Origin of the sequence: Streptomyces sp. A012304 (assembly GCF_026008495.1) — a bacterium.
Lineage (GTDB): Bacteria > Actinomycetota > Actinomycetes > Streptomycetales > Streptomycetaceae > Streptomyces.
Window position 1 is genome coordinate 52,040 of sequence record NZ_BQUN01000128.1, and the last position, 24,378, is coordinate 76,417.

Genomic DNA, 24,378 nt, shown 5'->3' on the forward strand with positions numbered 1-24,378 from the left:
ACGGGTGATCCCGTACCCCCGGCCGGGTGACCGTCCGTCAGTCGTCATGGTCCTGAGTGACCTTGCCCGTCCGCGCGTCGACCTTCCACTCGCCGCCCTTGGCCGTCTCCACGCTCCAGGCGGTGGCGCGGGCGTCGTCGTCCAGGTCCACATCGGTGACCGTGCCCTTGGCGGCGGCGGCCAGCGCGGCCTCACGGGCGTCGACGCTCGTGCCCTTCAGCGCGGCGAGGTCCGCACGGCCATCGGCGTCGGTGCCGTTGTCGTCGTCGGCCTCGTTGGTGTCGTCGGCGTCGTCGGCGTCGTCGGCGTCGCGGTGCGCGCCGAGGGCCTCGCCGGTGGTCGCGGAGACGTCGACGGTGTACTCGGTGCCGTCGGCCTTGACGATGTCCACCTGCCAGGCGCGCGCGCCGTCGTCGTCCCGGTCCGCGGCGACGGCGGTGCCCGGCGTGTGCTTCAGCGCGGCCGCGATGACCTCGGCGGCGGTCGGCTGCCCGGACCGCGCCTCGCCGCCCGTACCCGCCGCCGCGGCCGCGGGCCGCGCCTCGGGCGAGCCGCCTCGGGCGTCGTCGTCGGCGAAGGCCACCGCGGCACCCGCGCCGATCACGACGGACGCGGCGACGGCGGCGATGGCGAGCTTGCGCTTCATGAGGTTCCTCCCGAGTGGGTCACTGTGCGTTGTTCAAGACGTCCGTCACGTTCGTGACGTTGGTGTCTTTCATGTCGTTTCGCTGTCGACATGACCCACCCTCACCCACCGACGCTGAGGGGAACCTGAAGCCACCTGAAGATCGCTTCAGCTTCGGTTTGCGACCCTGAACGCATGCGCCTGCTCATCGTCGAGGACGAGAAACGACTCGCCCTGTCCCTGGCCAAGGGCCTGACCGCCGAGGGCTACGCCGTGGACGTCGTCCACGACGGCCTGGAGGGCCTGCACCGCGCGAGCGAGGCGCCGTACGACCTGGTCGTCCTCGACATCATGCTGCCCGGCATGAACGGCTACCGGGTCTGCGCCGCACTGCGCGCCGCCGGGAACGACGTCCCGATCCTCATGCTCACCGCCAAGGACGGCGAGTACGACGAGGCGGAGGGCCTGGACACGGGCGCCGACGACTATCTCACCAAGCCGTTCTCGTACGTCGTCCTCGTCGCCCGGGTGAAGGCCCTGCTGCGGCGGCGCGGGGCGGGCGCCGGGGCCTCGCCCGTGCACGTCCACGGCGCACTGAGCGTCGACACCGCCGCCCGCCGGGTGCTGCTGGACGGCGACGAGGTGACGCTCACCGCCAAGGAGTTCGCCGTCCTGGAACAGCTGGTGGTGCGGGCCGGCGAGGTCGTCTCCAAGGCCGAGATCCTCGACCACGTCTGGGACTTCGCCTACGACGGCGACCCCAACATCGTCGAGGTGTACGTCAGCGTGCTGCGCCGCAAGCTGGGCGCGGGGCTCATCCGGACGGTCCGCGGCGCCGGGTACCGGCTGGAGGCGGCGCGGTGAGACGGCTGTTCGGTTCCGTCCGGGCCCGGGCCACGCTCGGCGCCACCCTCGTCGTCGCCGTCGCCCTGGTCGCCGCCGGGGCGGCCGTCCTGCTGTCGCTGCGCTCCAATCTGAGCGGCCAGGCCGACGCGGAGGCGGAGCGCACCGCCCGGGAGGTCGCCGTCCAGCTGGCCGCCGGGCAGCCCTACGCCCGGCTGTCCCTGGACGACGACGACCATCCCGTCCAGGTCGTCACCGAGGACGGCACGCTGGTCGCCGCAAGCGAGGACCTCCAGCGGATCAGCGGCACCGGGACGGACGCGGTCCGGCCGACGACGGCACCGGCCACGGCGCCGACGGGGTCACCCGTGACGGACGGCGAGGAGGACGGCGACGACGCCGCCGCGGACACCGACGACACCGACGAGGACTCCGGCGCCGCGCTCAAGCCCGGCGAGATCGGCGAGGACACCTCCTACAGCGACGGCTCCGCCACCGTCGACGGCGACACCGCCGACTACCGCTTCGCCGCCGTGTCGGTCGAGACGCGGGACCGCGGCACCCTCACCGTGTACGCCGGCGCGCCCCTGGCCGCCGAGCGCGGGGCCGTCCGCAGCGCCCTCACCGTCATGCTGATCGGCTTCCCGCTGCTGCTCGCCGTCGTCGCCGGCACGACCTGGCTGGTCACGCGGCGGGCGCTGCGCCCGGTGGAGGGGATCCGCGGCGAGATGGCCGCGATCACCGCCTCCGCGGACCTGGCGCGCCGGGTGCCGGAGCCCGACACCCACGACGAGATCGCCCGGCTCGCCCGGACGACGAACGAGACGCTGGCCGCGCTGGAGACGGCCGTGGAGCGGCAGCGCCGGTTCGTCGCCGACGCCTCGCACGAGCTGCGCAGCCCCATCGCCTCGCTGCGCACCCAGCTGGAGGTGGGGGCCGCGCATCCCGGGCTGCTGGACGTGGCGGGGGCGGTCGAGGACACCGTACGGCTGCAGAATCTCGCCGCCGACCTGCTGTTGCTGGCGCGGCTGGACGCGGGGGAGGTGCCGGCGGACGCGCGGGTGGAGCTGGCGGCGCTGGCGCGGGAGGAGAGCGCGCACAGGGCGGGGGTCACCGTGGGCGCCGGGGCGGTGGAAGTGGCCGGATCGCGGGGGCAATTGCGGCGGGTGCTCGCCAACCTGCTGGACAACGCGGAGCGGCACGCCCGTTCGGCGGTCGGCGTGGCCGTGCGGCGGGAGGGGGAGTGGGCCGTCGTCGAGGTCACGGACGACGGGGACGGGGTGCCGGAGGCGGACCGGGAGCGGATCTTCGAACGGTTCGTCCGGCTCGACGACGCGCGCAGTCGCGACGAGGGCGGGGCGGGCCTCGGCCTGGCGATCGCCCGCGATGTGGCCGTGCGGCACGGTGGGACGCTCACGGTCCGCCCGGCGCGCGGGACGGCGGCGGGCGGAGCCCTGTTCGAGCTCCGCCTGCCGGTCGCACGGTGAGCGCTACGGGCGTCCCCGCTGCCCGCGGAGGTGGTCCGCGACGGGCTTCAGGGCCTGGTCGAGTTCCGCCAGGGCCTCGGGGGAGAGCAGGTCGATGAAGTGCCGCCGCACGGACGCCACATGATGGGGCGCCACCTTCTTCATCGTCTCCATGCCGTGCTCGGTCAGCACCGCGTACAGGCCGCGGCGGTCCGACTCGCAGTTCTCCCGGCGCACCAGGTCCGCGTTCTCCATGCGGGTGATCTGGTGCGAGAGGCGGCTCTTGGACTGGAGGGTGGCGGAGGCCAGGTCGCTCATCCGCATCCGGACGCCGTCCGACTCGGAGAGATTCACCAGGATCTCGTAGTCGTTCATCGTCAGGCCGAACGGCTGCAGGTCCTTTTCGAGCTGGTACGTCAACAGCCTGTTGACCTCCAGGTGGGTGCGCCAGGCGCACTGCTCCGCATCGGTCAGCCAGCGCGTGGCCGTTTCGGTCTCCATGAATGAAGTCTACCTAAAATGTTGAAAGGTGAACTAGTGAGAGTGCTGTGACGGTGCGCACGCGTTCGACGTCACACTCCGCAGACTACCGCTCACAGCCCGAAGCGCCGCTGGAGGTCTCCGAGCTGTCCGGGAAGGCGCGGTGTGCCGCCCGCCCCGCCGTGAGCACCCGGATGCCCGCCTCCGGGAACCCCCGGCTCGTGCGGGACCGCCCCCGTGGCGTGCTCGGCCATGAGGGTCTCGGACGACTGGAGCAGGACCGTACCGGCGCCGACGAACTCGAACTGGTGCTCCTCCCCGGAGGCCCCGCCCAGGCCCGTCAGCGCACGTAGACCGCCCATCAGGCCCGTCATGTACCCATGATCGTAGTGGTGGCACGGGGACGGGCAGTCGGCCCAGCCGACGAGCGCCTGCGGGTCCACCCGGATCGGGGGCTCCATGAACACCACCGGACCGTTGGAGGCCGCGACGAACTTCCCGGTTCCGATCAGCGTCAGAAAACCCGGAACGATCGACTGCTTCAGCGACAGACTTGGCTGAAAAGCGAGCAGATTGCCGGAGCGAATGGTCAGATTGCCGTCCTCCAGGTCGTACGAGTTCACATCGAAGGCCCGGTCGGCGAGGAGCATCTTGCCCTGGCCCTCGGCCACGACCCAGTCGCTCGCGTGCAGAGGCGAATGGAACGATGTGCGCACCAGACGGTCCAGCCGGCCGTGCCCGACGCCGTTGAACTCGATCGAGCCGTAGTAGGCGATCATCTTCCCCTTCTGCAGGAACCACTGGCTCCCCTTGAGCTCCACGCAGAAGGTGTACGCGTTCACGTTGTCGTCGACGGGGAGCGTCATGGGGTCGAAGACCGTGGGCCCCGCGCCCGGGTAGGTGGTCACAGCTTCTCCTCCGACGCCTGGACGTACACCGTGCCGTTGCCGCTCAGCTCCAGCTGGAAGGCCTCGCCCGAGCCGCGGCCCACCATGTCCCGCCAGCCGAGAGCGGTCGACAGCTTGTTGCGGACGTCACCGTGGTGGGCGACGTAGGCCTGGGGGTCGACGTGGACCGGGCGCTGCGGGGTGACGGGGATCTCGAAGACGCCGCCGTGCGCCATCACGGCCACCGCGCCGTGGCCCTTCAGGGTCGTGGTGAACAGGCCCTGGCCGCTGATCTGGCCGCGGACCATGCCCATCACACCGCCCTGGGAGCCCATGAACATCGTCCCCTGCTGGAGGGTGCCCTCGAAGGCCAGGAGGCGGTCGGCCTCGACGTACAGCGTGTCGCCGGTGAGGTGGATGACCTGCACATGGTGGCCGCCGTGCCCGAAGAGGACCGTGCCGCTGCCCTCGACCGTCATCAGCGGGGTGTCCTCGTCGGCCAGCCGACGGCCGATCATCGACATGACGCCGCCCTGGCCGCCCTGCATGTTCGGGGTGAAGGACACCTCGCCCCGGTAGGCGAGCATCGCGCCGCGCTGACTGAACAGCCGCTGCCCGGGCAGCACCGTCGCCTCGACGATCCGGGAGTTGATCTCGCGGAAGGCCATGTCACACCTCCCCCGCGATCGTGTTCCGTTCACTCGGCTGGACGTACACCAGGCCGTCCCCCTCGAAGCGGATCTGGAAGGCCTCGCCGCCGCCCTCCCCGAGCAGCGTGCGGAACGTCACACCGGACTGGAAGGACTGGCGTACGTTGCCCTGGTGCGCGATGTACGCGCCCGGGTCGACCGTCAGCGGGTACTGCGGGCTGACCCGGAGCACCACCGCCGGCCCGTCCGAGGTGATCGCCGCCTGACCGGTCCCCTCGACGGTCGTGGTGAACAGACCGTTGCCCTGCGAGGCGCCGCGCAGCCCGGTGAAACTCGTCCCCGTCCGCAAGCCGGCGTCCGCCGCCAGCAGATTGCTCGACTCCACGAACAGCTTGTCCCCCTGGAGCCGCACGAGGCTGATCTCGGAGGCCCGGTCGGCGAACCAGCACGTGCCCTGGCCCTTCACCTCCATCACGGTCATCTGCTCGCCGGTGAGCCGCCGGGTCACCATCCCCCGCAGCCCCTCGCCACCACCACTGAGCTTCTTGAAGGCCATCTGCCCGTCGTACGCGACCATCGAGCCGTTCTTCGCCTTCACGGCGTCCCCGGTCATGTCGACGGCGAGCACCTTGCTGCCTTGCAGTCGGAACATCGCCACGCTGCGAAGGTAGCCTCCGGCAGGCCGTACGGACAGAGCCCGTGGGTGGAGATCACCCCTGATCGCGCCCCTAGGGGGTGTCGGCCCACTCTTGTGGCCGCAGCCGGACCCCCTGCCCTGGCCCCGCCCGGCGTTTGTCACAATGGACAAACGCTTGTGCGTGCGTTCACAAAGACCGGAACCCCGACCGGTCCTCGACCGATCCCACCCGAAGGTGACCCGTGGACCTCAAGACAGCCTCCGCCCTCCGCCGCCTCCGCCTGGTCTCCGCCCCCGAGGCCATCTCCTTCCTGCTGCTCCTCGTCTGCTCGGTGCTGAAGCGGACCACGGACTTCAACGCGGTGCCCGTGATGGGCATGGTCCACGGAGTGCTGTTCATCCTGTATGTGATCTTCTGGGCGGACGCCTGGAACCGCGCGAAGTGGCCCCTGAAGACCGCGGCCCTCTACTTCGTCCTCTCCGTCCTGCCGGCCGGCGGCTTCTTCGCCGACCGCAAGCTGCGCCGGGAGGCCGAGGACGCGGTCATCGCCTCCCGCGCCCGCCGCGAGGGCGTGGTGAAGGCCTCGTGATCGTCGCCTTCTCCGTCACCCCGCTCGGCGTGGGCGAAGAGGTCGGGGAGTACGTCGCCGACGCCGTCCGGGTGGTCCGCGACTCCGGACTGCCCCACCGCACCGACGCCATGTTCACGTCCATCGAGGGCGAGTGGGACGAGGTGATGGACGTCGTCCGCCGTGCCGTCGCCGCCGTCGAGGCCCGGGCGCCGCGCGTGTCCCTGGTCCTCAAGGCGGACATCCGGCCCGGAGTGACGGACGGACTGACGTCCAAGGTGGAGACCGTCGAGAGGTATCTGGCACAGCCGTCGGGGGAGTGAGCCGCGCCCGGGAGCGGCCCGCGCGGGAGGTGACCCGCGCGCGGGGGTCATCCGCGCCCGCGAGCGACCCGGCCGGGAGTGTCCCGTTCCGCACGGAGCCGGCCGGGACCGACCCGGTCGGCAGGGCCTCGGCCCGGCGGGCTTGGGCCCGGCCGCGGTGAGGCACCTCGGCGGGCCCAAGCCCGGCGGGGTGCCTCACCGCCGCCCGGACGCCCGCCGCAGGTACTGCCGCACCGCCCGCTGCGCCACCGGCCCCAGCTCCTCCAGCGCGCTCACCAGCAGACCCAGCTGCTCCAGCGCGTCCAGCGCCGCCGCTGCCCCCGCCCCGTCGACCCCCTCGTACAGCTCGATCCCCACGAACGAGGCCGCCACCGCCCGGGCCAGCCCCGCCGGGTCGGTGAACTCGCCGAACGGCGTGTCCGCGAGCACCCGGCGGAGCACCTTCTCGATCTCCACGATCCACAGCTCCAGCCCCGCCGCCGTGGCCGGGCCGAGGGTGGCGTGGGTCTGCGCGCCCGCCAGGAGCTGGCCGAGGAGCGTGACATAGCCCCCGGCCAGCTCCTGCTCATGGATCTCCCGGCCCATCGCGAGGAGTTCCGACAGCGAGGTGACGTCCGCGAAACGCTCCCGATAGCGGGCCACCGTCCGTTCCGCGCCGTACCGGCACGCCGCCGCGAGCAGTTCGTCGACCGAGCCGAAGTGGTAGAAGACCAGCGCCTGGTTCACCCCCGCGGTGGCCGCGACCGAACGGGCCGACGTCCTGGCGATGCCCTGCTCGATGAGGGTGCGCAGCGCCCCCTCCATCAGCTTGGTCTTCGTCTCCAGCGACTTGGCCGTCTCCGGACTCACGCGCGCGCCTCCTCGCGCACCGGTCGCAGCCCCGGCCGCACACCGCAGGCGCGGACGTCCGTGTACGCGGCGGTGAAGGAGCCCTCGTAGCCGAACAGCGGGCCGAAGTACCGGTTGACCACCCGGACCCTGATCCGGAAGCGGCCCGCGGCGTCGTCGTACGACTCCCGCACCTCGGCCGTGGCCCCGATCAGCTCGGGCACGCGCGCGTCCACCGGGCCTTCCCGGAAGCGGTGCTCCCCGGAACGGATCAGCAGCGAGCCGTCCGGCTCGGCACGGAAGTGCAGGTCGGTCGCGAGGTGCTGGTGGGTGCCCAGGTAGTCGAGTATGCGGTCGCCGCGTGGGCCGAGCACCATCTGGGCGTCGAACCGGCGGGCCCGGCCGGGCAGATCGAAGGTACGCACGAAACTCACCGTCTCACGGCCGAAGGTGTCCGTGTACGGCACGTTCTCGATCACGAAGGGCACCTGGCGTCCCGCGCGCGGGACGAGGATGTTGCGGGTGCCGCCCAGCGCCAGGAACGGCTTCACGAACGCCGGTCCGTGCCAGATGCGGTCCATCACGCCCCGCCCCACGCAGGCCAGACCGCTCTCCAGCCCCACTGAGAAGCGCTGCCGCAGCCGTGGGTGCAGACGGTCGAAGTCGGCCCCCATCGCCGTACGGAAGATCGACGTCATCGCGGGTCCTCCAGGGTGTGCAGCAGACGCGGGGCACGCGTGCGTGCCGGTGGGGTGCGCAGACAGCGCCGGGCCGCCGGCGTGCCGGACAGGGGTGCCTTGAACAGAGCCAGGCACACCAGGACACTCAGCAGCAGCGGGCAGAGGTACGCCGTGGACGCCGCGAACGGGCCGAGCAGGAGCAGCAGGGACTCCCGGCCGAGACCGGTGCAGGCGAGGGCGACGACGAGGACGCGGACGGCCAGCTCGGCGAGCCAGTTCCGCAGCGCGCGCTCCGGGGTGATGCCCCGCTCCAGCCACAGCCGCAGCCGGTCGAAGGACCAGGCCGTCGCCCAGCCCATCAGCGGCCGGAAGACCAGCCGGTCGGCGACCGCGCCGAAGACGCCCCAGCGGGGTCGGTAGTCGTAGCCGGTGAGGAAGCGGACGCCGTCGCCGTCCGGCACGTATCGCCAGTAGCCGCTGCCCTCGGCGAGCAGCGACAGCGGATGCGGGGAGGCGAAGCGCAGGGCGGAGGTGCGCGTGCCGTCGGGCCGCTGCCGTTCCCCCGCCGAGACACCGGTTCCGGCGACCGTGAGGAACGGCAGCACGCGCGTGGCGTACCGGAACCGCTGCGGCTCGCCCTCCGTGCGCGGGAGATAGGCAATCTCGGTGAAACGCAGGTCCCAACGCTGGTGCTGTTTGGGCTCCTGTGTACGGGTCCACAGGTCGTCCAGATCGGCGCGGATGCGCGCCTCTATGTAGAGCCCCATCTCATTCCCCCAGGTCGAGGCGGTATTGAGCGATCGCTCAAACTCTCTGGGCGGGACAGTACACCCGTTTGAGCGATCGCTCAAACGGGTGACGGGGGTGGGGTTTTCGCCGAGGGCCGGAGGGCTAGCCTCATCGGGACCGATCAAGCCGCCCGGCGGGCGGGCAGACGGACGGAGGCGAAGTGGCAGGGCGGCGCGGGCCGGTATCCATGGGCAGGGCGATCACGGCGATCGCCCTCGCGGCGACGTTGTCGGCGGCGGGCGGCGCCGACGCGCCCACGCGCGCGGGGGGCGTGGAGAGACACGGATGCGGGCTCGCGCCGGGGACGCTCACCGTGGCCGACCTGCCCGCCGGTGCCTCGGTGCTCGAGTGCGCCGCCGTCGGACGTCTCGTCACCCACGGCGGCGCCGGAGTGACCGTCCCCGAGCCCGGCACGAAGGTCAGCGTCGACGCGCTCACGGTCGACGGCTCGCGGCACGGCTTCACCCTGGCGGTCGCCGAGGACGGCACGGTCTCCTACGACCTGCCGCACGACACCGGCACCACCGAGCCCGGCCACGCGCACGCGCAGGCCCCCGCCGCCGGCCCGGTCGCCGGCGCCCGGGCCGCCTGCGCCGACAGCTCCTACGCCGTGGCCGACCACAAGGAGTACGGCACCTACGACTGGTGGATCGGCGACGACGCCCTGCCCGGCGGCATCTCCCGGGCAGAGGCCGGACGCGCCTTCGGGGACGCCATCAACACCATCATCACCAACCGCAACGACTGCGGGTACGGCGACGGGGTCGGCGCGCGGGCCGCCTACCACTCCATGACCCACCACGAGGCCGACATCGACCGAGAGGCCCGCTGCCAGGCGCGGGACGGGTTCAGCGTCTGGGACGCCGGGCCCCTCACCAGCGCGGTCGTCGCCACGACCTGCACCTGGAGCCGCCCGGTCGCCGGCGGCCCGGACTGGCTGAAGGAGGCCGACGTCCGCTTCAACACGGGCGCGTACACCTTCACCAACAACCCCACCGGCGCCTGCACCAACGCCTACGACATCCGCAGCGTCGCCACGCACGAGGCGGGCCATGTCTTCGGCCTGGCGCACGTCGGCTCCGGACACGAAGCCCAGACCATGTACACGAACTCGTTCGTGTGCACCACGACCGCGCGGACGCTGGGCAAGGGGGACGTGCTGGGCCTGCGGGCGATCTACTGAGCCCCGGCGCCCGGCGCCACGGGCCGGGCCCGGTGCCGGGTGCATGGCCTCCGGTCGGCCCATGGACCGAAAGACGAGACGGGGCTGACCGGGATATGACCGGCGGGTAGGGTCTGGTGCCGTGCCGAAGCCGCTCAGCCTTCCCTTCGACCCCATCGCCCGCGCCGACGAACTCTGGAAGCAGCGCTGGGGCAACGTGCCCTCCATGGCCGCGATCACCTCGATCATGCGCGCCCACCAGATCCTGCTCGCCGAGGTGGACGCGGTGGTCAAGCCGTACGGGCTGACGTTCGCGCGCTACGAGGCGCTGGTGCTGCTGAACTTCGCCAAGGCCGGCGAGCTGCCGATGTCGAAGATCGGCGAGCGGCTCATGGTCCACCCCACGTCCGTGACGAACACCATCGACCGCCTCGTGCGCTCCGGACTGGTCGACAAGCGCCCCAACCCCAACGACGGCCGGGGCACCCTCGCCTCCATCACCGACAAGGGCCGTGAGGTCGTCGAGGCCGCCACCCGCGACCTGATGGCGATGGACTTCGGCCTCGGGGTGTACGACGCCGAGGAGTGCGCGGAGATCTTCGCGATGCTGCGACCGCTGCGGATCGCCGCGCACGACTTCGAGGAGAGCTGACGGGCTTCGAAGAGAGCCGACCGGCTTCGGGGACAGCCGACCGGCTTCGAAGAGGGCCGACCCGGCGCAAGATCTACCGGAACGGGTGGTTACGCTCGACGGCATGAAGAAGAGCGTGCTGACCCGCTACCGCGTCATGGCCTACGTCACCGGTGTGCTGCTGGTCCTGCTGACCCTGGGCGTGATCGCCAAGTACCTGCTCAAGATGGACGGCGCGGAGAGCTTCACCAGCGTTGTGGGCATCGCGCACGGCTGGCTGTACGTGGTCTACCTGGTCTTCGCCTTCGACCTGGGCTCCAAGGCGAAGTGGCCGGTCGCCCGCCAGCTGTGGGTGCTGCTGGCCGGAACCATCCCGACCGCCGCCTTCTTCGTCGAGCGCAAGGTCAGCCGCGAGCTCGAGGCCAGTATCGCCGAGGGTTCCCCCGCGGTCGCCAAGGCCTGAGTCCGACCGCCGTACGGCACGCGTGCGGCGGTCTGCCATCGACATTTAGTTGGACGTCCTAGTAAATTTGAAGCATGGACGCTGACGCCATCGAGGAGGGCCGCCGACGCTGGCAGGCCCGGTACGACGCCGCGCGCAAGCGCGAGGCGGACTTCACCACGCTCTCCGGAGACCCGGTGGAGCCGGTGTACGGGCCCCGGCCCGGCGACACGTACGACGGGTTCGAACGGATCGGCTGGCCCGGGGAGTACCCCTTCACCCGCGGGCTGTATCCGACCGGCTACCGCGGCCGCACGTGGACCATCCGGCAGTTCGCCGGGTTCGGCAACGCCGAGCAGACCAACGAGCGGTACAAGATGATCCTCGCCAACGGCGGCGGGGGCCTGTCCGTCGCCTTCGACATGCCGACCCTCATGGGCCGCGACTCCGACGACCGCCGCTCGCTCGGTGAGGTCGGGCACTGCGGGGTCGCCATCGACTCGGCGGCCGACATGGAGGTGCTGTTCAAGGACATCCCGCTCGGGGACGTCACCACCTCGATGACGATCAGCGGGCCGGCCGTGCCCGTCTTCTGCATGTACCTCGTCGCCGCCGAGCGCCAGGGCGTCGACCCCGCCGTCCTCAACGGCACGCTCCAGACCGACATCTTCAAGGAGTACATCGCGCAGAAGGAGTGGCTCTTCCCGCCCGAGCCGCACCTGCGGCTCATCGGTGACCTGATGGAGTACTGCGCGAGCGGCATCCCCGCCTACAAGCCGCTGTCCGTCTCCGGCTACCACATCCGCGAGGCGGGCGCGACGGCCGCGCAGGAGCTGGCGTACACGCTGGCGGACGGCTTCGGGTACGTCGAGCTGGGGCTCAGCCGCGGGCTGGACGTCGACGTGTTCGCGCCCGGGCTCTCCTTCTTCTTCGACGCGCACGTCGACTTCTTCGAGGAGATCGCCAAGTTCCGTGCGGCGCGGCGCATCTGGGCGCGCTGGATGCGGGACGTCTACGGGGCGAGGACCGAGAAGGCGCAGTGGCTGCGGTTCCACACGCAGACCGCGGGTGTCTCGCTGACGGCCCAGCAGCCGTACAACAACGTGGTGCGTACGGCGGTGGAGGCGCTCGCGGCCGTGCTCGGCGGGACCAACTCCCTGCACACCAACGCCCTCGACGAGACGCTGGCGCTGCCGAGCGAGCAGGCGGCGGAGATCGCGCTGCGCACGCAGCAGGTCCTGATGGAGGAGACCGGCGTCGCCAACGTCGCGGATCCGCTGGGCGGTTCCTGGTACGTCGAGCAGCTGACGGACCGGATCGAGGCCGACGCCGAGAAGATCTTCGAGCAGATCAAGGAGCGGGGGCTGCGGGCGCACCCCGACGGGCGGCACCCGATCGGACCGGTCACGTCCGGGATCCTGCGGGGGATCGAGGACGGGTGGTTCACCGGTGAGATCGCGGAGTCGGCCTTCCGGTACCAGCAGGCATTGGAGAAGGGCGAGAAGAAGGTCGTCGGCGTCAACGCGCACACCGGGTCGGTGACCGGGGACCTGGAGATCCTGCGGGTCAGTCACGAGGTGGAGCGCGAGCAGGTGCGGGTGCTCTCCGAGCGGCGGGCGGCGCGGGACGAGGACGCGGTGCGGGGTGCCCTCGCGGGCATGGTGGAGGCGTCCCGGTCCGGTGCCAACATGATCGAGCCGATGCTGGTCGCGGTGCGCGCGGAGGCGACGCTGGGGGAGATCTGCGACGCGCTGCGGGAGGAGTGGGGCGTGTACACGGAGCCGGCCGGGTTCTGAGCCGTCGGGGCCGCTGCGCGCCGGCCTGGGCGCCGGTGCGCAGGCCGGCGCCCGTCGGCCCAGGACTTAGCCCAGGCCGGAGAGCAGGATCCGGGTGAAGCCCCGTACCCACTCCTCGTCCGCCGGTTCCGCGCTCACCAGGGTCCTGTGCACCACCGCGCCCGCGACCATGTCGAAGATGAGGTCAACCGTACGGGTGGATTCCGAGGGGTCGGTCTCCGGGGGGAGTTCGCCGCGCGACTGGGCGCGGGCGCGGCCCTCCAGCACCAGACCCTTCTGGGGTTCGACGATGGAGGCGCGGATGCGGTCGCGCAGGGCGTCGTCGCGGGTGGCCTCGGCGATCACCGCCATCAGGCCGCTCCTGGCCTCCGGGCGGGCGAGGATCGCCGCGAACTGGAGGACCACGCCCTCTATGTCGGCGGCGAGGCTGCCGCGGTCGGGGAGTTCGAGTTCGCCGAAGAGTTCGGCCACCGCGTCGACGACGAGTTCGTTCTTGCCGGCCCAGCGGCGGTAGAGGGTGGTTTTCGCAACCCCGGCGCGCGTCGCCACGTCTCCCAGGGTGAGCTTGGACCAGCCCTGCTCGACCAGAGCCTCCCGCGTCGCGGCCAGGATCGCGGCGTCCGCGGCGGCGCTGCGCGGACGGCCCGCGCGGGCGGCAGGGGTGCGGCTCTGCATTCTTCGACCATATCCGGGGAAAGCAGGGTCGCAGTGAGGGAGATCACCGGGGAGTCGGCCCGCGGACAGCCCTCGGAGCATTACGCTACGACGCGTAGCGAAAGCTTGTGGCGGACGTCCGCAGGCGAGCGATCCCCCGGCGCGGGGTGGGGACCCGGCGCACATTTCGGATCGCTTTTCACGCACACGCGGGAACGGGGGAGGATAGACGCATGCAGCCACGGAACATGTCCATGAGCGGAGTCGTCGACCTCGCCGCGGTGAAGGCGGCCCAGGAGGCCAAGGCGAAGGCGGAGCAGGCGCGGGCCGAAGCCGCCCGGCAGGGCGGGACGGGGGCCGTGTCGCCGGCCGACCTCGTGATCGACGTCGATGAGGCAGGGTTCGAGCGGGACGTCCTCCAGCGGTCCGCCGAGGTGCCCGTCGTCATCGACTTCTGGGCCGAGTGGTGTCAGCCCTGCAAGCAGCTGAGCCCGGTGCTGGAGCGGCTCGCCGTCGAGTACGACGGGCGCTTCCTGCTGGCCAAGATCGACGTCGACGCCAACCAGATGCTGATGCAGCAGTTCGGGGTCCAGGGGATCCCGGCCGTGTTCGCCGTCGTGGCCGGGCAGGCGCTGCCGCTCTTCCAGGGCGCGGCCGGTGAGGCGCAGATCCGGCAGACCCTCGACCAGCTGGTGCAGGTCGCCGAGCAGCGCTTCGGGCTGACCGGCCTGACCGTCGACCCCGACGCCGAGCCCGGCGGCCCCGCCCAGGCCCAGGCCGTGCAGGCCGGCCCGTACGACGCCCTGCTCGAAGCCGCCGTACAGGCGCTGGACGCCGGTGACTTCGGCGGCGCGGTGCGCGCGTACCAGAACGTGCTCGCGGACGACCCGGGCAACACCGAGGCCCGACTCGGGCTCGCGCAGGCCGAGTTGCTCCAGCGGGTGCAGGGCATGGACCCGCAGCAGGTGCGCAAGGACGCCGCCGAGAAGCCGAAGGACGCGCAGGCCCAGATCGCCGCCGCCGACCTCGATCTGGTGGGCGGTCATGTGGAGGACGCGTTCGGGCGGCTCATCGAGACCGTGCAGCGCACGGCCGGTGAGGAGCGGGACGCCGTACGGCTGCGGCTGCTGGAGCTGTTCGAGGTGGTCGGGCCCGAGGACCCGCGGGTGACCGCGGCGCGGCGGGCGCTGGCGCGGGCCCTTTTCTGATCCGGGTCGGGGGGCCGGTTCTGACCAGTCGCTAAACGCCGGGGCCTGTGACGCCCGGGTGAAAGTTCTGCCGACACCGTGCCGATGCGGCCGCGCTTTACCAAATCTTGGTAATCGCGGCCGCTGTTACTCGTAGTAAGTCGACGACGTTGATCTGTCGGATTGTGTCCAGCGATCCCCGTTTTTGTCCTGGGCATGGCTGACACCGAGCGTCGTCGGCCGAGACCTGTGGGTCGTTGTTCGGTTATCCGGCCGTTACTAGCGAGTAACGAACCCCCTTGTGCGGGCGGCGAGAATGCACCACGATCGGCCACGCTCGGTCCATTCCCGTACCCCGACAGCCGGTTGGGTCAACGGGTTTTCCTGGGTCCCCACCGAGCAGGGCCGGACGGCAGTGACGCCGGCTCTTGGGCAGGGGGGTCTTCGCCACGGCGAAGCCTGTCCAGCAAGGTTGTGCGTGATGCGTGTCAGGCGCGACCAGTGGTTGTCGCTCGGGGGTGATCGCCGGTGATTCGGGCGCGGTTCGCGCCTCCGAGTGCGGGCGCTCTCCTTCCCGAGGACGTAGCACTTCTCCCATCCCTGCCCGGCCGACCCGCCGTATTCCGGCGGTGAACCGGGATCAGGAGATGTACGTCCGAGAAGGAGGAAATATGGAGTCCCAAGTGCGTGGCGGGACCAGATGGAAGCGGTTCGCTGTGGTGATGGTGCCCAGCGTCGCCGCCGCAGCATGTGTGGGTATAGGCCTGGCGCAGGGTGCCCTCGCGGCGTCGTTCAGCGTCTCCGGCCAGCAGTTCAAGGTGACGGCCGGTCACCTGCACGGTGAGGGCTTCGCCCAGTACGGCGGCATCGACAGCGTCTACACGTCGACCGACGGCAAGACCAAGACGCAGGTTCCGGTCGCGATCTCGTCGTTCGACGACGCGACGATCACCAAGATGTGCCAGTCGGTCAAGACGGAGATTCCCCTCATAGGGAAGACGATCTACCTCCGTCTCGAGGCCGGCAACAACGCCCAGAAGCCGGTCGTTGCCGAGAACCTCTACATCGACGTCGCCCAGCTCGACGCCGACGCGGAGTTCAAGAACATCGACATCGGCGTCGCGGTCAAGGACAAGACGCGTGGCCCGGCCAACAGGGACGAGGCCACCACCCTGCCGGGCGGCTTCGCCCAGCAGGCGGAGACCGCCGACCTCTACGGCGTCAAGCAGACGGCGTGGGCGACCACGGCGGGCACGTTCAAGCTGAGCGGCCTGTCGATGCGCCTCGGCACGGACGCCAAGATGGAGTGCTACTGACGGCTTCCGTCACCGGGGTGTCCCGGGGTGGCTGAGCCGCCCCAGGGGAATCCGCCAGGGGCGGGGGAGCCGGCGGCTTCTCCGCCCCGCGGGCCCGCCCGGCCCTTGAGCCGGGCACCTTCGCCCTCTCAGACTTTCCGGCTTCTCCACGCATACGGCCGAGCCGGTACGTACTTCCACCGGACCCAGGGAGCTGTTTTCCATGAGTGCCGAGACTCCGGTCCAGAGCGCCGGGAGCTTCGCCCGGCTGCGTCTGCGCTTCCGTGACTGGCGGGGCACCCGGCCGTTCTGGGCAGGCCTGTTCACCCTGCTCGGCGGGGTGCCGATCGCCTACTTCCCGTACGCCACGCTCAAGCTGGGCACCATGTCGATCGCCATGTCGACCACCGCCGGTGCCGGTTCGCTGATCATCGGCGTACTGCTGATCACGCTGGGCCTGACCATGTGGTTCCAGCAGGCCACCCGGGTCTTCGCCGGTATCGCGTCGATCCTCCTCGCGCTGGTGTCGTTGGTGGTCGCCAACATCGGCGGCTTCATCGTCGGCTTCCTGCTGGCGCTGATCGGCGGGGCGCTCGCTCTCTCCTGGGTGCCCGGCAAGCCGGCCGCCGAGGGCGCCGTGCCGCAGGGCGCCGAGCCCGCGCCCACCACGGACGGCGTCCCGGACCCCGCCCCGCGGGCCGTCGCCGGTGAGCCGGTCGCACCTCAGCCCTGGAACGAGCGGGCCGAGGGCGGCGACCCGCACGCCGACGAGGCGAAGGAGCCGAACGGGGTGCACCGTGTCGGCTGACGAGGTCCGCGGCAACAGCTCGGCCTCTCCCGACCGGCCGAGAGGCGGAGGGCGCCACGCGGCGCCGAAGAAGCCGCTGCTCACCCGCTTCCACATGCCGGCCGGCAAGGCGATAGCGATGGCCGCGATGCCCACGGCCGTCCTCATGGGCATGGGGTTCACGCCGACGCTCGCCGTCGCCGACGACCAGCCGACGACGAACAGCAAGCTGGCCGACGAGTACAAGGACTGTGTGGCGGCGCTGGAGGGCGCGGACGCGTCCGCCTCGCCCTCGCCCTCACCCTCGGCCTCCGAGAGCCCCAGCGAGTCCGAGGACGGCTCCCAGGACGACTCCGCGGACGACGCGTCGGGTTCCCAGGACTCCGCGGACAAGGGCGGCGCGTCGGAAGGGTCCTCGTCGGATTCAGGTTCCGACGACAAGGCCGAGCCCGAGCCGTCGGCGTCCTCGGCGCCCGCCCCCTCGCAGGAGAAGCCGACGTCGCCCTCCGCCGGCGACACCACGACGGCGAGCCCCTCGCCCTCCGAGACGAGCAAGAACGTCCTGGAGACCATCGGTGACGCCATCAAGGACGTCTTCGACGGTGACGACTCCGCGGACACGGCCTCCGGGGCGAGCCCGTCGCCGTCCGCCTCCCCCTCGGCGTCCGCCGGCGGGTCGTCGGACTCCGGCTCCTCGGGTTCCTCCGGTTCCTCGGAGACCTCCGGCAAGGACGACTCCGCCGGGGGCACGGTCAAGGACACGACCGACGCCGTCACCGACAAGGTGAAGGACACCGTCGAGGGGGCCGAGGAAGCGGCGGAGGACGCCGCGAAGGCCGCCGAGGAGACCGCCGAGCAGGCCACCGCCTCGCCCAGCCCCTCCGCCGGCTCCAGCACCGCCCCGGAGGACTGCCTCGCCGCCACGGACGACGAGGGCGGCGTGGACAACAAGGTGCCCGTGGCGGACGACCCGTGGTACCTCCAGGCCAGTTCGCTGCTGCTCAAGGGCTCGGACTACCAGGGCGTCGTCGAGGTGAAGACGTCCGGCGGAGCCAAGAAGAAGGTGCTGAAGTACGTCATCTCCGACGGCACCGACATCGGCGATCTGCACCAGCTGGTGAACGACAAGAACTCCGGCAAGGTCTACCACGTGCAGGCCGCCAAGGGCTCGACCTCGACGATCCGCGACGGCGACACGATCATGTACACCGAGAGCATCTCGGGGAACCTGTTCGGCCTGATCCCGGTCACGTTCAGCCCCGAGCACCCGCCGCCGCTGAACATCCCGCTGATCTACTTCACCAACGTGAAGGTCACCCAGGCCGCGCAGTTCGGCGGCACCCTGCACATCCCGGGCATGCAGGTGTACACCACCGACAAGTAGCCGGCCGGTCCGCGGACCCGACGCACGCCGAGGGCGCCTCCTGTCACAGGAGGCGCCCTCGGTGCTGCACGCGGGCACCGACGGCCCGCGGGGCTCAGTTGCGGGAGCCCTCGCCCAGGTGGTGGACACGGACCATGTTGGTGGTGCCGGGGACACCGGGCGGCGAGCCGGCCGTGATGATGACGATCTCGCCCGGCTCGAAGCGGTGGAGCCGGGTGATCTCCTGGTCCACCAGGTCGACCATCTCGTCGGTGCTGTTCACGAACGGCACGACGTGCGACTCCACGCCCCAGCTGAGCGCCAGCTGGTTGCGGGTGCCCTCGTCCGTGGTGAACGCGATGATCGGCTGGGCGGCGCGGTAGCGGGACAGCCGGCGGGCGGTGTCGCCGGACTGCGTGAAGGCCACCAGACCCCGGCCGCCGAGGAAGTCGGCGATCTCGCAGGCGGCACGGGCCACCGAACCACCCTGCGTCCGCGGCTTCTTGCCCGGCACCAGCGGCTGGAGGCCCTTGGAGAGCAGTTCCTGCTCGGCGGCGGCGACGATCTTCGACATCGTCTTCACGGTCTCGATCGGGTACGCGCCCACGCTCGACTCGGCGGAGAGCATGACCGCGTCGGCGCCGTCCAGGATCGCGTTGGCCACGTCGGAGGCCTCGGCGCGGGTCGGGCGGGAGTTGGTGATCATCGACTCCATCATCTGGGTCGCCACGATCACCGGCTTGGCGTTGCGCCGGCACAGCTCGATCAGGCGCTTCTGCACCATGGGGACCTTCTCGAGCGGATACTCGACGGCGAGGTCACCACGGGCGACCATCACACCGTCGAACGCCATCACGACGTCCTCCATGTTCTCCACCGCCTGCGGCTTCTCCACCTTGGCGATGACGGGGACGCGGCGGCCCTCCTCGTCCATGACCCGGTGGACGTCGGCGACGTCCTTGGCGTCCCGGACGAAGGACAGCGCGACCAGGTCGGCGCCCATGCGCAGCGCGAACCGCAGGTCCTCGATGTCCTTCTCGCTCAGCGCCGGCACGTTGACGGCCGCGCCGGGCAGGTTGATGCCCTTGTGGTCGGAGATGACACCGCCCTCGATGACGATCGTCCGCACCCGCGGACCCTCGACGTCCAGGACCTTCAATTCGACGTTGCCGTCGTTGATGAGCACCTGGTCGCCGCGCGAGACGTCGCCGGGAAGGCCCTTGTAGGTGGTGCCGCAGATCGTCTTGTCGCCGGGGACGTCCTCGGTGGTGATGGTGAACTCGTCACCGCGCACCAGCTCGACCGGCCCCTCGGCGAAGGTCTCGAGGCGGATCTTCGGACCCTGGAGGTCGGCGAGGACACCGATGGCCCGGCCGGTCTCCTTGGCGGCGGCCCGGACCCGGTCGTACCGGCCCTGGTGCTCGGCGTGCGTGCCGTGGCTGAAGTTGAAGCGGGCCACGTTCATCCCGGCCTCGATCAGCGACACGAGCATTTCGTGGGAGTCGACCGCGGGGCCGAGAGTACAGACGATTTTCGAACGGCGCATGGGGCGATCCTATCGGTTTGTTTCGCTACGGAATATTCCGTCTGGCGGAAGATACAAATGAGGCGGCCGGTGCTCAGTTGCTTTCCGGCTCAGTTTGTGTGTCCCACCAATGCGTAGGTCTGCGTGGCGATCTCCAGCTCCTCGTCCGTCGGCACCACGGCGACCCCGACCCGCGCGTCCGCCGGCGAGATCAGCCGCGGCTCGTCGCTCCGTACGGCGTTCAGCTCCCCGTCCACCGCCAGGCCCAGGGTCTCCAGGCCCGCGACGGCCGCCTCGCGCACCGGCGCCGCGTTCTCCCCGACCCCGGCGGTGAACGCCACCGCGTCCACCCGCCCGAGCACGGCGTAATAGGCGCCGATGTACTTCTTCAGGCGGTGAATGTAGATGTCGAAGGCGAGCTTCGCCTGTTCGTCGCCCTCGTCGATCCGCCGCTGGATCTCCCGCATGTCGTTGTCGCCGCACAGGCCGATCAGCCCGCTCTTCTTGTTGAGAAGAGTGTCGATTTCATCGATGGACATTCCGCCAACACGCGCCAAATGGAAGATGACGGCCGGGTCGGTATCACCGGAGCGCGTACCCATCACGAGCCCTTCCAAAGGCGTCAGCCCCATGGAGGTGTCGACGCACCGCCCGCCGCGCACGGCGGAGGCGGACGCCCCGTTGCCCAGGTGCAGCACGATGACGTTCGTCTCCTCGGGCGCCCTGCCCAGCAGCTTCGCCGTCGCCCGGGAGACGTAGGCGTGGGAGGTGCCGTGGAAGCCGTAGCGCCGGATGCGGTGGGCGTCGGCCGTCTCCACGTCGATCGCGTAGCGGGCGGCCGACTCCGGCATCGTCGTGTGGAAGGCGGTGTCGAACACCGCGACCTGCGGCAGGTCGGGCCGCAGCGCCTGCGCGGTGCGGATCCCGGTCAGGTTGGCCGGGTTGTGCAGCGGGGCCACCGGGATCAGCCGCTCGATCTCCGCGAGGACGGTGTCGTCGATCACCGTCGGCTCGGTGAAGTGCCTGCCGCCGTGCACCACCCGGTGCCCGATCGCCGCCAGCTCCGGCGAGTCCAGGCCCAGCCCGTCCTTGGCCAGCTCCTCGGCGACGGCCTTCAGCGCGGCGTCGTGGTCGGCGATCGGGCCGGTCCACTCACGGGACTCACCGCCGCCGTGCAGGGGGGTGTGCTTGAGCCGGGAGGACTGCTCACCGATGCGCTCGACGAGCCCCACGGCCAGTCGGCTGCTGTCGCTCATGTCGAGCAGCTGGTACTTCACCGACGAGGAGCCGGAGTTGAGGACGAGGACGCGCGTGGAGCTCACTGGGCGGTTGCCTTCTCGGTCGGGGACTGGGCCTGGATGGCCGTGATGGCGACGGTGTTGACGATGTCCTGGACGAGGGCGCCTCTCGACAGGTCGTTGACCGGCTTGCGCAGACCCTGGAGCACCGGTCCGACGGCGATCGCCCCGGCCGAACGCTGCACGGCCTTGTAGGTGTTGTTGCCGGTGTTGAGGTCGGGGAAGATCAACACGCTGGCCTGCCCGGCGACCTCGGAGCCCGGCAGCTTGGTCGCCGCGACGGACGGCTCCACGGCGGCGTCGTACTGGATCGGGCCCTCGATCTTCAGGTCGGGGTGGCGGGAACGCACGAGTTCCGTCGCCTCCCGCACCTTGTCGACGTCGGCGCCCGAGCCGGAGGTGCCCGTGGAGTACGACAGCATCGCGATCCGCGGCTCCACGCCGAACCGGGCGGCCGTCGCCGCCGACTGGACGGCGATGTCCGCGAGCTGCTCCGCGTCCGGGTCCGGGTTGACCGCGCAGTCGCCGTACACCAGCACCTTGTCGGCGAGGCACATGAAGAAGACCGACGAGACGATGTCGGCGTCCGGCTTGGTCTTGATGATCTCGAACGCCGGGCGGATGGTCGCGGCCGTGGAGTGCACCGAACCCGAAACCATGCCGTCCGCGAGACCCTCCTGCACCATCAGCGTGCCGAAGTAGTTCACGTCGGAGACGACGTCGTAGGCCAGCTCCGCGGTGACGCCCTTGTGGGCGCGGAAGCCGGCGTACAGCTCGGCGAAGCCGTCGCGCAGCTCGCTGGTCGCCGGATCGATCAGCTGACAGTCGCCCAGGTCGATGCCGAGGTCGGCGGCCTTCTTGCGGATCTGGTCGACCGGGCCGAGGAGGGTGAGGTCGCAGACGCCGCGGCGCAGCAGCACCTCGGCGGCGTGCAGCACCCGCTCCTCGGTGCCCTCGGGCAGCACGACGCGTCGCCGGTCGGAGCGGGCCTGTTCGAGGAGCTTGTGCTCGAACATCATCGGCGTCACACGGTCGCTGCTCGGCGCGGAGACCCGCTTCAGCAGGTCGGCGGTGTCGACGTGCCGCTCGAACAGGCCGAGCGCGGTCTCCGCCTTGCGCGGGGTGGCCGCGTTCAGCTTGCCCTCCAGGGAGAACAGCTGCTCGGCGGTGGGGAAGCTGTTGCCGGCCACCGACAGCACGGGCGTGCCGGGGGCCAGCCGGGCGGCGAGGGTGAGGACCTCGTCGCTGGGGACCTCGCCCAGGGTGAGCAGCATGCCGGCGATCGGCGGGGTGCCGGCGCTGTGCGCGGCCAGCGAGCCCACGACCAGGTCGGCGCGGTCGCCCGGGGTGACGACCAGGCAGCCCGGGGTCAGGGCGTTCAGGAAGTTCGGCAGCATCGCGCCGCCGAAGACGAAACCGAGCGCGTCGCGGGCCAGGCCGGAGTCGTCGCCGAGCAGTACCTTCGCGCCCAGGGCGTGGCTGACCTGCGCGACCGTCGGCGCGGACAGGGCGGGCTCGTCGGGCAGCACCCAGCAGGGCACCGGCAGCCGGCCGGCGAGCTGCTCGGCTATCTGCTCGCGGTCCTCGCGGGCGACGCGGTTGGTCACCATGGCCAGGACGTCGCAGCCCAGCCCCTCGTAGGCGCGGTAGGCGTTGCGGGTCTCGGCGAGCACGGACTCCGCGGTCTGCTTGCGGCCGCCGACGACCGGGATCACGGAGGCGCCGAACTCGTTCGCCAGGCGGGCGTTGAGCGACAGCTCGTCCGGGAACTGGGTGTCGGCGTAGTCGGTGCCGAGGACGAGGACGACGTCGTAGTCGCGGGCGACGCGGTGGAAGCGGTCGACGAGGGTGGAGACCAGTTCGTCCGCGCCCTGTTCCGCCTGGAGGGCGGAGGCCTCGTGGTAGTCCAGGCCGTACACGGTCGCGGGGTCCTGGGACAGCCGGTAGCGGGCGCGCAGCAGCTCGAACAGCCGGTCGGGGCCGTCGTGGACGAGGGGGCGGAAGACGCCCACCCGGTCGACCTGCCGGGTCAGGAGTTCCATGACCCCCAGCTCGACGACCTGGCGGCCGTCGCCGCGGTCGATGCCGGTGACGTACACGCTGCGCGTCACGTGTGCTCTTCCCTTCATTGGGCCGACGGCCGGGTTCACGGTGCCGTCGGCCGGGTCGTACGGCCGGTGGCCGGGTCATGTGGCCGAGTGCAAAAATCGCCCACCGAGGTGAGCAGAACCCTCTTGACAATACCCCGATCTGTGGATAAGGCGCCCGTCAAGAGACACTGCCCTCGACAGCGTGGAACAATCGGAGTGGCTCACCGGTATCAACAGCGAGCAGGAGACACAGCACGATGCGTATCGGAGTTCTCACCGCAGGCGGCGACTGCCCCGGGCTGAACGCAGTGATCCGGTCGGTCGTGCACCGAGCGGTCGACAACTACGACGACGAGGTCATCGGCTTCGAGGACGGCTACGCCGGTCTCCTCGACGGCCGTTACCGCACCCTCGACCTGAACGCGGTCAGCGGCATCCTGGCCCGCGGCGGCACGATCCTCGGCTCCTCACGGCTGGAGCGCGACCGGCTGCGCGAGGCCTGCGAGAGCGCCGGCGACATGATCCACGACTTCGGCATCGACGCGCTGATCCCGATCGGCGGCGAGGGCACCCTGACGGCGGCGCGCATGCTGAGCGACGCGGGCCTGCCGGTGGTGGGCGTCCCGAAGACGATCGACAACGACATCTCCTCCACGGACCGCACCTTCGGCTTCGACACGGCGGTGGGCGTCGCCACCGAGGCGATGGACCGCCTGAAGACGACGGCCGAGTCCCACCAGCGCGTGATGGTGGTGGAGGTCATGGGGCGGCACGCCGGCTGGATCGCCCTGGAGTCCGGCATGGCCGCCGGCGCCCACGGCATCTGCCTGCCCGAGCGCCCCTTCGACCCCGCCGACCTGGTCAAGATGGTCGAGGAGCGCTTCGCCCGCGGCAAGAAGTTCGCGGTGATCTGCGTCGCCGAGGGCGCCCACCCCGCCGACGGCACCATGGACTACGGCAAGGGCGCGATCGACAAGTTCGGCCACGAGCGCTTCCAGGGCATCGGCACGGCACTGGCGTTCGAGCTGGAGAAGCGGCTCGGCAAGGAGGCCCGGCCGGTCATCCTCGGCCACGTCCAGCGCGGCGGTGTGCCCACCGCGTACGACCGGGTCCTCGCCACCCGCTTCGGCTGGCACGCGGTGGAGGCCGCGCACCGCGGCGAGTTCGGCCGGATGACGGCGCTGCGCGGCACCGACGTGGTGATGGTGCCGCTGGCGGAGGCGGTGACCGAGCTGAAGACGGTGCCGAAGGACCGGATGGACGAGGCCGAGTCGGTCTTCTGACCGGTGCGCGGGGTGCGCGGCGGTGACCACGGGCTGTTCCGGCCACGTCACCGGTGGTGGGCCTGTACGGTCCGACGGACGTACGGTC

Annotated in this window: 25 protein-coding genes; 13 read left to right on the plus strand and 12 right to left on the minus strand. The window is 71.0% G+C overall.

Annotated features, from left to right (window positions below):
• Nucleotides 1–37: 37 nt before the first annotated feature.
• The gene (locus ALMP_RS32745) at nucleotides 38–646 is read right to left on the minus strand and encodes a PepSY domain-containing protein (protein WP_264935059.1); all 609 of its coding nucleotides are present in this window, start codon (nucleotides 644–646) and stop codon (nucleotides 38–40) included.
• Nucleotides 647–820: 174 nt separating this feature from the next.
• On the opposite strand from ALMP_RS32745, the gene ALMP_RS32750 reads away from it, so the two are divergent.
• Both ALMP_RS32750 and ALMP_RS32755 read left to right on the plus strand, forming a co-directional pair.
• Nucleotides 821–1,489, plus strand: coding sequence for a response regulator transcription factor (locus ALMP_RS32750; protein ID WP_264935062.1), 669 nt, complete (start codon nucleotides 821–823; stop codon nucleotides 1,487–1,489).
• Nucleotides 1,486–2,955 (plus strand): cell wall metabolism sensor histidine kinase WalK, encoded by a 1,470-nt coding sequence (locus ALMP_RS32755; protein ID WP_264935064.1) that lies wholly within the window; start codon nucleotides 1,486–1,488, stop codon nucleotides 2,953–2,955. Before ALMP_RS32750 ends, ALMP_RS32755 begins: the two co-directional genes overlap by 4 nt.
• 3 nt (nucleotides 2,956–2,958) lie before the next feature.
• Here the strand turns inward: ALMP_RS32755 and ALMP_RS32760 are convergent, their stop codons facing one another.
• The 4 genes from ALMP_RS32760 to ALMP_RS32775 form a co-directional block, all read right to left on the minus strand.
• Entirely contained in the window at nucleotides 2,959–3,435 is a 477-nt protein-coding gene (locus tag ALMP_RS32760; protein WP_264935065.1) for a MarR family winged helix-turn-helix transcriptional regulator, read from the minus strand.
• Between the two features lie 92 nt (nucleotides 3,436–3,527).
• Complete coding sequence (locus tag ALMP_RS32765; protein ID WP_375803560.1) at nucleotides 3,528–4,280, minus strand: AIM24 family protein; 753 nt, start codon at nucleotides 4,278–4,280, stop codon at nucleotides 3,528–3,530.
• Between the two features lie 38 nt (nucleotides 4,281–4,318).
• Nucleotides 4,319–4,969: an AIM24 family protein gene (locus tag ALMP_RS32770; protein WP_264935068.1), complete on the minus strand. Its 651-nt coding sequence runs from the start codon at nucleotides 4,967–4,969 to the stop codon at nucleotides 4,319–4,321.
• A gap of 1 nt (nucleotide 4,970) precedes the next feature.
• Nucleotides 4,971–5,603 (minus strand): AIM24 family protein, encoded by a 633-nt coding sequence (locus ALMP_RS32775; RefSeq protein WP_264935115.1) that lies wholly within the window; start codon nucleotides 5,601–5,603, stop codon nucleotides 4,971–4,973.
• A gap of 227 nt (nucleotides 5,604–5,830) precedes the next feature.
• Between ALMP_RS32775 and ALMP_RS32780 the strand changes: the two genes are divergently transcribed.
• Nucleotides 5,831–6,178, plus strand: coding sequence for a DUF3817 domain-containing protein (locus tag ALMP_RS32780; protein ID WP_264935070.1), 348 nt, complete (start codon nucleotides 5,831–5,833; stop codon nucleotides 6,176–6,178).
• Complete coding sequence (locus ALMP_RS32785) at nucleotides 6,175–6,480, plus strand: MTH1187 family thiamine-binding protein (protein WP_264935071.1); 306 nt, start codon at nucleotides 6,175–6,177, stop codon at nucleotides 6,478–6,480. The genes ALMP_RS32780 and ALMP_RS32785 overlap by 4 nt, the downstream gene beginning before the upstream one ends.
• 195 nt (nucleotides 6,481–6,675) lie before the next feature.
• Here ALMP_RS32785 and ALMP_RS32790 read toward each other — a convergent pair whose 3' ends face one another.
• The 3 genes from ALMP_RS32790 to ALMP_RS32800 are packed head-to-tail and all read right to left on the minus strand — an operon-like array spanning nucleotide 6,676 to nucleotide 8,755.
• Nucleotides 6,676–7,329 carry a TetR/AcrR family transcriptional regulator gene (locus ALMP_RS32790; protein WP_264935073.1) on the minus strand — a complete coding sequence of 218 codons (654 nt, stop codon included), beginning with the start codon at nucleotides 7,327–7,329 and terminating at the stop codon, nucleotides 6,676–6,678.
• Nucleotides 7,326–8,006, minus strand: a complete 681-nt coding sequence (locus ALMP_RS32795) for a DUF4166 domain-containing protein (RefSeq protein WP_264935074.1) — start codon at nucleotides 8,004–8,006, stop codon at nucleotides 7,326–7,328. The genes ALMP_RS32790 and ALMP_RS32795 overlap by 4 nt, the downstream gene beginning before the upstream one ends.
• The gene (locus ALMP_RS32800) at nucleotides 8,003–8,755 is read right to left on the minus strand and encodes a hypothetical protein (protein ID WP_264935076.1); all 753 of its coding nucleotides are present in this window, start codon (nucleotides 8,753–8,755) and stop codon (nucleotides 8,003–8,005) included. The genes ALMP_RS32795 and ALMP_RS32800 overlap by 4 nt, the downstream gene beginning before the upstream one ends.
• 182 nt (nucleotides 8,756–8,937) lie before the next feature.
• Between ALMP_RS32800 and ALMP_RS32805 the strand changes: the two genes are divergently transcribed.
• The 4 genes from ALMP_RS32805 to ALMP_RS32820 all read left to right on the plus strand — a co-directional run bounded on the left by ALMP_RS32805 (nucleotide 8,938) and on the right by ALMP_RS32820 (nucleotide 12,808).
• Nucleotides 8,938–9,960, plus strand: a complete 1,023-nt coding sequence (locus ALMP_RS32805; protein WP_264935078.1) for a matrixin family metalloprotease — start codon at nucleotides 8,938–8,940, stop codon at nucleotides 9,958–9,960.
• Between the two features lie 121 nt (nucleotides 9,961–10,081).
• Nucleotides 10,082–10,591, plus strand: a complete 510-nt coding sequence (locus tag ALMP_RS32810) for a MarR family winged helix-turn-helix transcriptional regulator (protein WP_264935080.1) — start codon at nucleotides 10,082–10,084, stop codon at nucleotides 10,589–10,591.
• A gap of 103 nt (nucleotides 10,592–10,694) precedes the next feature.
• On the plus strand, nucleotides 10,695–11,033 hold the full coding sequence (locus ALMP_RS32815) for a DUF3817 domain-containing protein (RefSeq protein ID WP_264935082.1): 339 nt from the start codon (nucleotides 10,695–10,697) through the stop codon (nucleotides 11,031–11,033).
• A gap of 74 nt (nucleotides 11,034–11,107) precedes the next feature.
• Nucleotides 11,108–12,808: a methylmalonyl-CoA mutase gene (locus tag ALMP_RS32820; protein WP_264935083.1), complete on the plus strand. Its 1,701-nt coding sequence runs from the start codon at nucleotides 11,108–11,110 to the stop codon at nucleotides 12,806–12,808.
• Between the two features lie 66 nt (nucleotides 12,809–12,874).
• Here the strand turns inward: ALMP_RS32820 and ALMP_RS32825 are convergent, their stop codons facing one another.
• The gene (locus ALMP_RS32825; protein WP_264935084.1) at nucleotides 12,875–13,483 is read right to left on the minus strand and encodes a TetR/AcrR family transcriptional regulator; all 609 of its coding nucleotides are present in this window, start codon (nucleotides 13,481–13,483) and stop codon (nucleotides 12,875–12,877) included.
• A gap of 212 nt (nucleotides 13,484–13,695) precedes the next feature.
• Here ALMP_RS32825 and ALMP_RS32830 point away from each other — a divergent pair, with 212 nt between their 5' ends.
• The 4 genes from ALMP_RS32830 to ALMP_RS32845 all read left to right on the plus strand — a co-directional run bounded on the left by ALMP_RS32830 (nucleotide 13,696) and on the right by ALMP_RS32845 (nucleotide 18,115).
• Complete coding sequence (locus tag ALMP_RS32830) at nucleotides 13,696–14,670, plus strand: tetratricopeptide repeat protein (protein ID WP_264935085.1); 975 nt, start codon at nucleotides 13,696–13,698, stop codon at nucleotides 14,668–14,670.
• 650 nt (nucleotides 14,671–15,320) lie between these two features.
• The gene (locus ALMP_RS32835; RefSeq protein ID WP_264935087.1) at nucleotides 15,321–15,965 is read left to right on the plus strand and encodes a DUF6230 family protein; all 645 of its coding nucleotides are present in this window, start codon (nucleotides 15,321–15,323) and stop codon (nucleotides 15,963–15,965) included.
• Nucleotides 15,966–16,167: 202 nt separating this feature from the next.
• Entirely contained in the window at nucleotides 16,168–16,752 is a 585-nt protein-coding gene (locus ALMP_RS32840) for a DUF6114 domain-containing protein (protein ID WP_264935089.1), read from the plus strand.
• The gene (locus ALMP_RS32845) at nucleotides 16,742–18,115 is read left to right on the plus strand and encodes a hypothetical protein (protein WP_375803556.1); all 1,374 of its coding nucleotides are present in this window, start codon (nucleotides 16,742–16,744) and stop codon (nucleotides 18,113–18,115) included. Before ALMP_RS32840 ends, ALMP_RS32845 begins: the two co-directional genes overlap by 11 nt.
• Before the next feature lie 94 nt (nucleotides 18,116–18,209).
• On the opposite strand, the gene pyk is transcribed toward ALMP_RS32845, so the two are convergent.
• From pyk to pta, 3 genes are all read right to left on the minus strand, one after another.
• Nucleotides 18,210–19,640: a pyruvate kinase gene (pyk, locus tag ALMP_RS32850; RefSeq protein WP_264935090.1), complete on the minus strand. Its 1,431-nt coding sequence runs from the start codon at nucleotides 19,638–19,640 to the stop codon at nucleotides 18,210–18,212.
• Nucleotides 19,641–19,729: 89 nt separating this feature from the next.
• Nucleotides 19,730–20,941 (minus strand): acetate kinase, encoded by a 1,212-nt coding sequence (locus tag ALMP_RS32855; protein ID WP_264935091.1) that lies wholly within the window; start codon nucleotides 20,939–20,941, stop codon nucleotides 19,730–19,732.
• Complete coding sequence (gene pta / locus ALMP_RS32860; RefSeq protein ID WP_264935092.1) at nucleotides 20,938–23,028, minus strand: phosphate acetyltransferase; 2,091 nt, start codon at nucleotides 23,026–23,028, stop codon at nucleotides 20,938–20,940. Before pta ends, ALMP_RS32855 begins: the two co-directional genes overlap by 4 nt.
• 236 nt (nucleotides 23,029–23,264) lie before the next feature.
• On the opposite strand from pta, the gene ALMP_RS32865 reads away from it, so the two are divergent.
• Nucleotides 23,265–24,290: an ATP-dependent 6-phosphofructokinase gene (locus tag ALMP_RS32865; RefSeq protein ID WP_264935093.1), complete on the plus strand. Its 1,026-nt coding sequence runs from the start codon at nucleotides 23,265–23,267 to the stop codon at nucleotides 24,288–24,290.
• Nucleotides 24,291–24,378 lie beyond the last annotated feature (88 nt).

Bases quoted from the DNA above. Each gene is read 5' to 3' on its own strand.
- ALMP_RS32745 (WP_264935059.1), bottom strand. From the start codon at position 646: ATGAAGCGCAAGCTCGCCATCGCCGCCGTCGCCGCGTCCGTCGTGATC.
- ALMP_RS32750 (WP_264935062.1), top strand. From the start codon at position 821: ATGCGCCTGCTCATCGTCGAGGACGAGAAACGACTCGCCCTGTCCCTG.
- ALMP_RS32760 (WP_264935065.1), bottom strand. From the start codon at position 3,435: ATGGAGACCGAAACGGCCACGCGCTGGCTGACCGATGCGGAGCAGTGC.
- ALMP_RS32765 (WP_375803560.1), bottom strand. From the start codon at position 4,280: ATGACGCTCCCCGTCGACGACAACGTGAACGCGTACACCTTCTGCGTG.
- ALMP_RS32770 (WP_264935068.1), bottom strand. From the start codon at position 4,969: ATGGCCTTCCGCGAGATCAACTCCCGGATCGTCGAGGCGACGGTGCTG.
- ALMP_RS32775 (WP_264935115.1), bottom strand. From the start codon at position 5,603: ATGTTCCGACTGCAAGGCAGCAAGGTGCTCGCCGTCGACATGACCGGG.
- ALMP_RS32795 (WP_264935074.1), bottom strand. From the start codon at position 8,006: ATGACGTCGATCTTCCGTACGGCGATGGGGGCCGACTTCGACCGTCTG.
- ALMP_RS32800 (WP_264935076.1), bottom strand. From the start codon at position 8,755: ATGGGGCTCTACATAGAGGCGCGCATCCGCGCCGATCTGGACGACCTG.
- ALMP_RS32815 (WP_264935082.1), top strand. From the start codon at position 10,695: ATGAAGAAGAGCGTGCTGACCCGCTACCGCGTCATGGCCTACGTCACC.
- ALMP_RS32820 (WP_264935083.1), top strand. From the start codon at position 11,108: ATGGACGCTGACGCCATCGAGGAGGGCCGCCGACGCTGGCAGGCCCGG.
- ALMP_RS32825 (WP_264935084.1), bottom strand. From the start codon at position 13,483: ATGCAGAGCCGCACCCCTGCCGCCCGCGCGGGCCGTCCGCGCAGCGCC.
- ALMP_RS32830 (WP_264935085.1), top strand. From the start codon at position 13,696: ATGCAGCCACGGAACATGTCCATGAGCGGAGTCGTCGACCTCGCCGCG.
- ALMP_RS32835 (WP_264935087.1), top strand. From the start codon at position 15,321: ATGGAGTCCCAAGTGCGTGGCGGGACCAGATGGAAGCGGTTCGCTGTG.
- ALMP_RS32840 (WP_264935089.1), top strand. From the start codon at position 16,168: ATGAGTGCCGAGACTCCGGTCCAGAGCGCCGGGAGCTTCGCCCGGCTG.
- pyk (WP_264935090.1), bottom strand. From the start codon at position 19,640: ATGCGCCGTTCGAAAATCGTCTGTACTCTCGGCCCCGCGGTCGACTCC.
- ALMP_RS32865 (WP_264935093.1), top strand. From the start codon at position 23,265: ATGCGTATCGGAGTTCTCACCGCAGGCGGCGACTGCCCCGGGCTGAAC.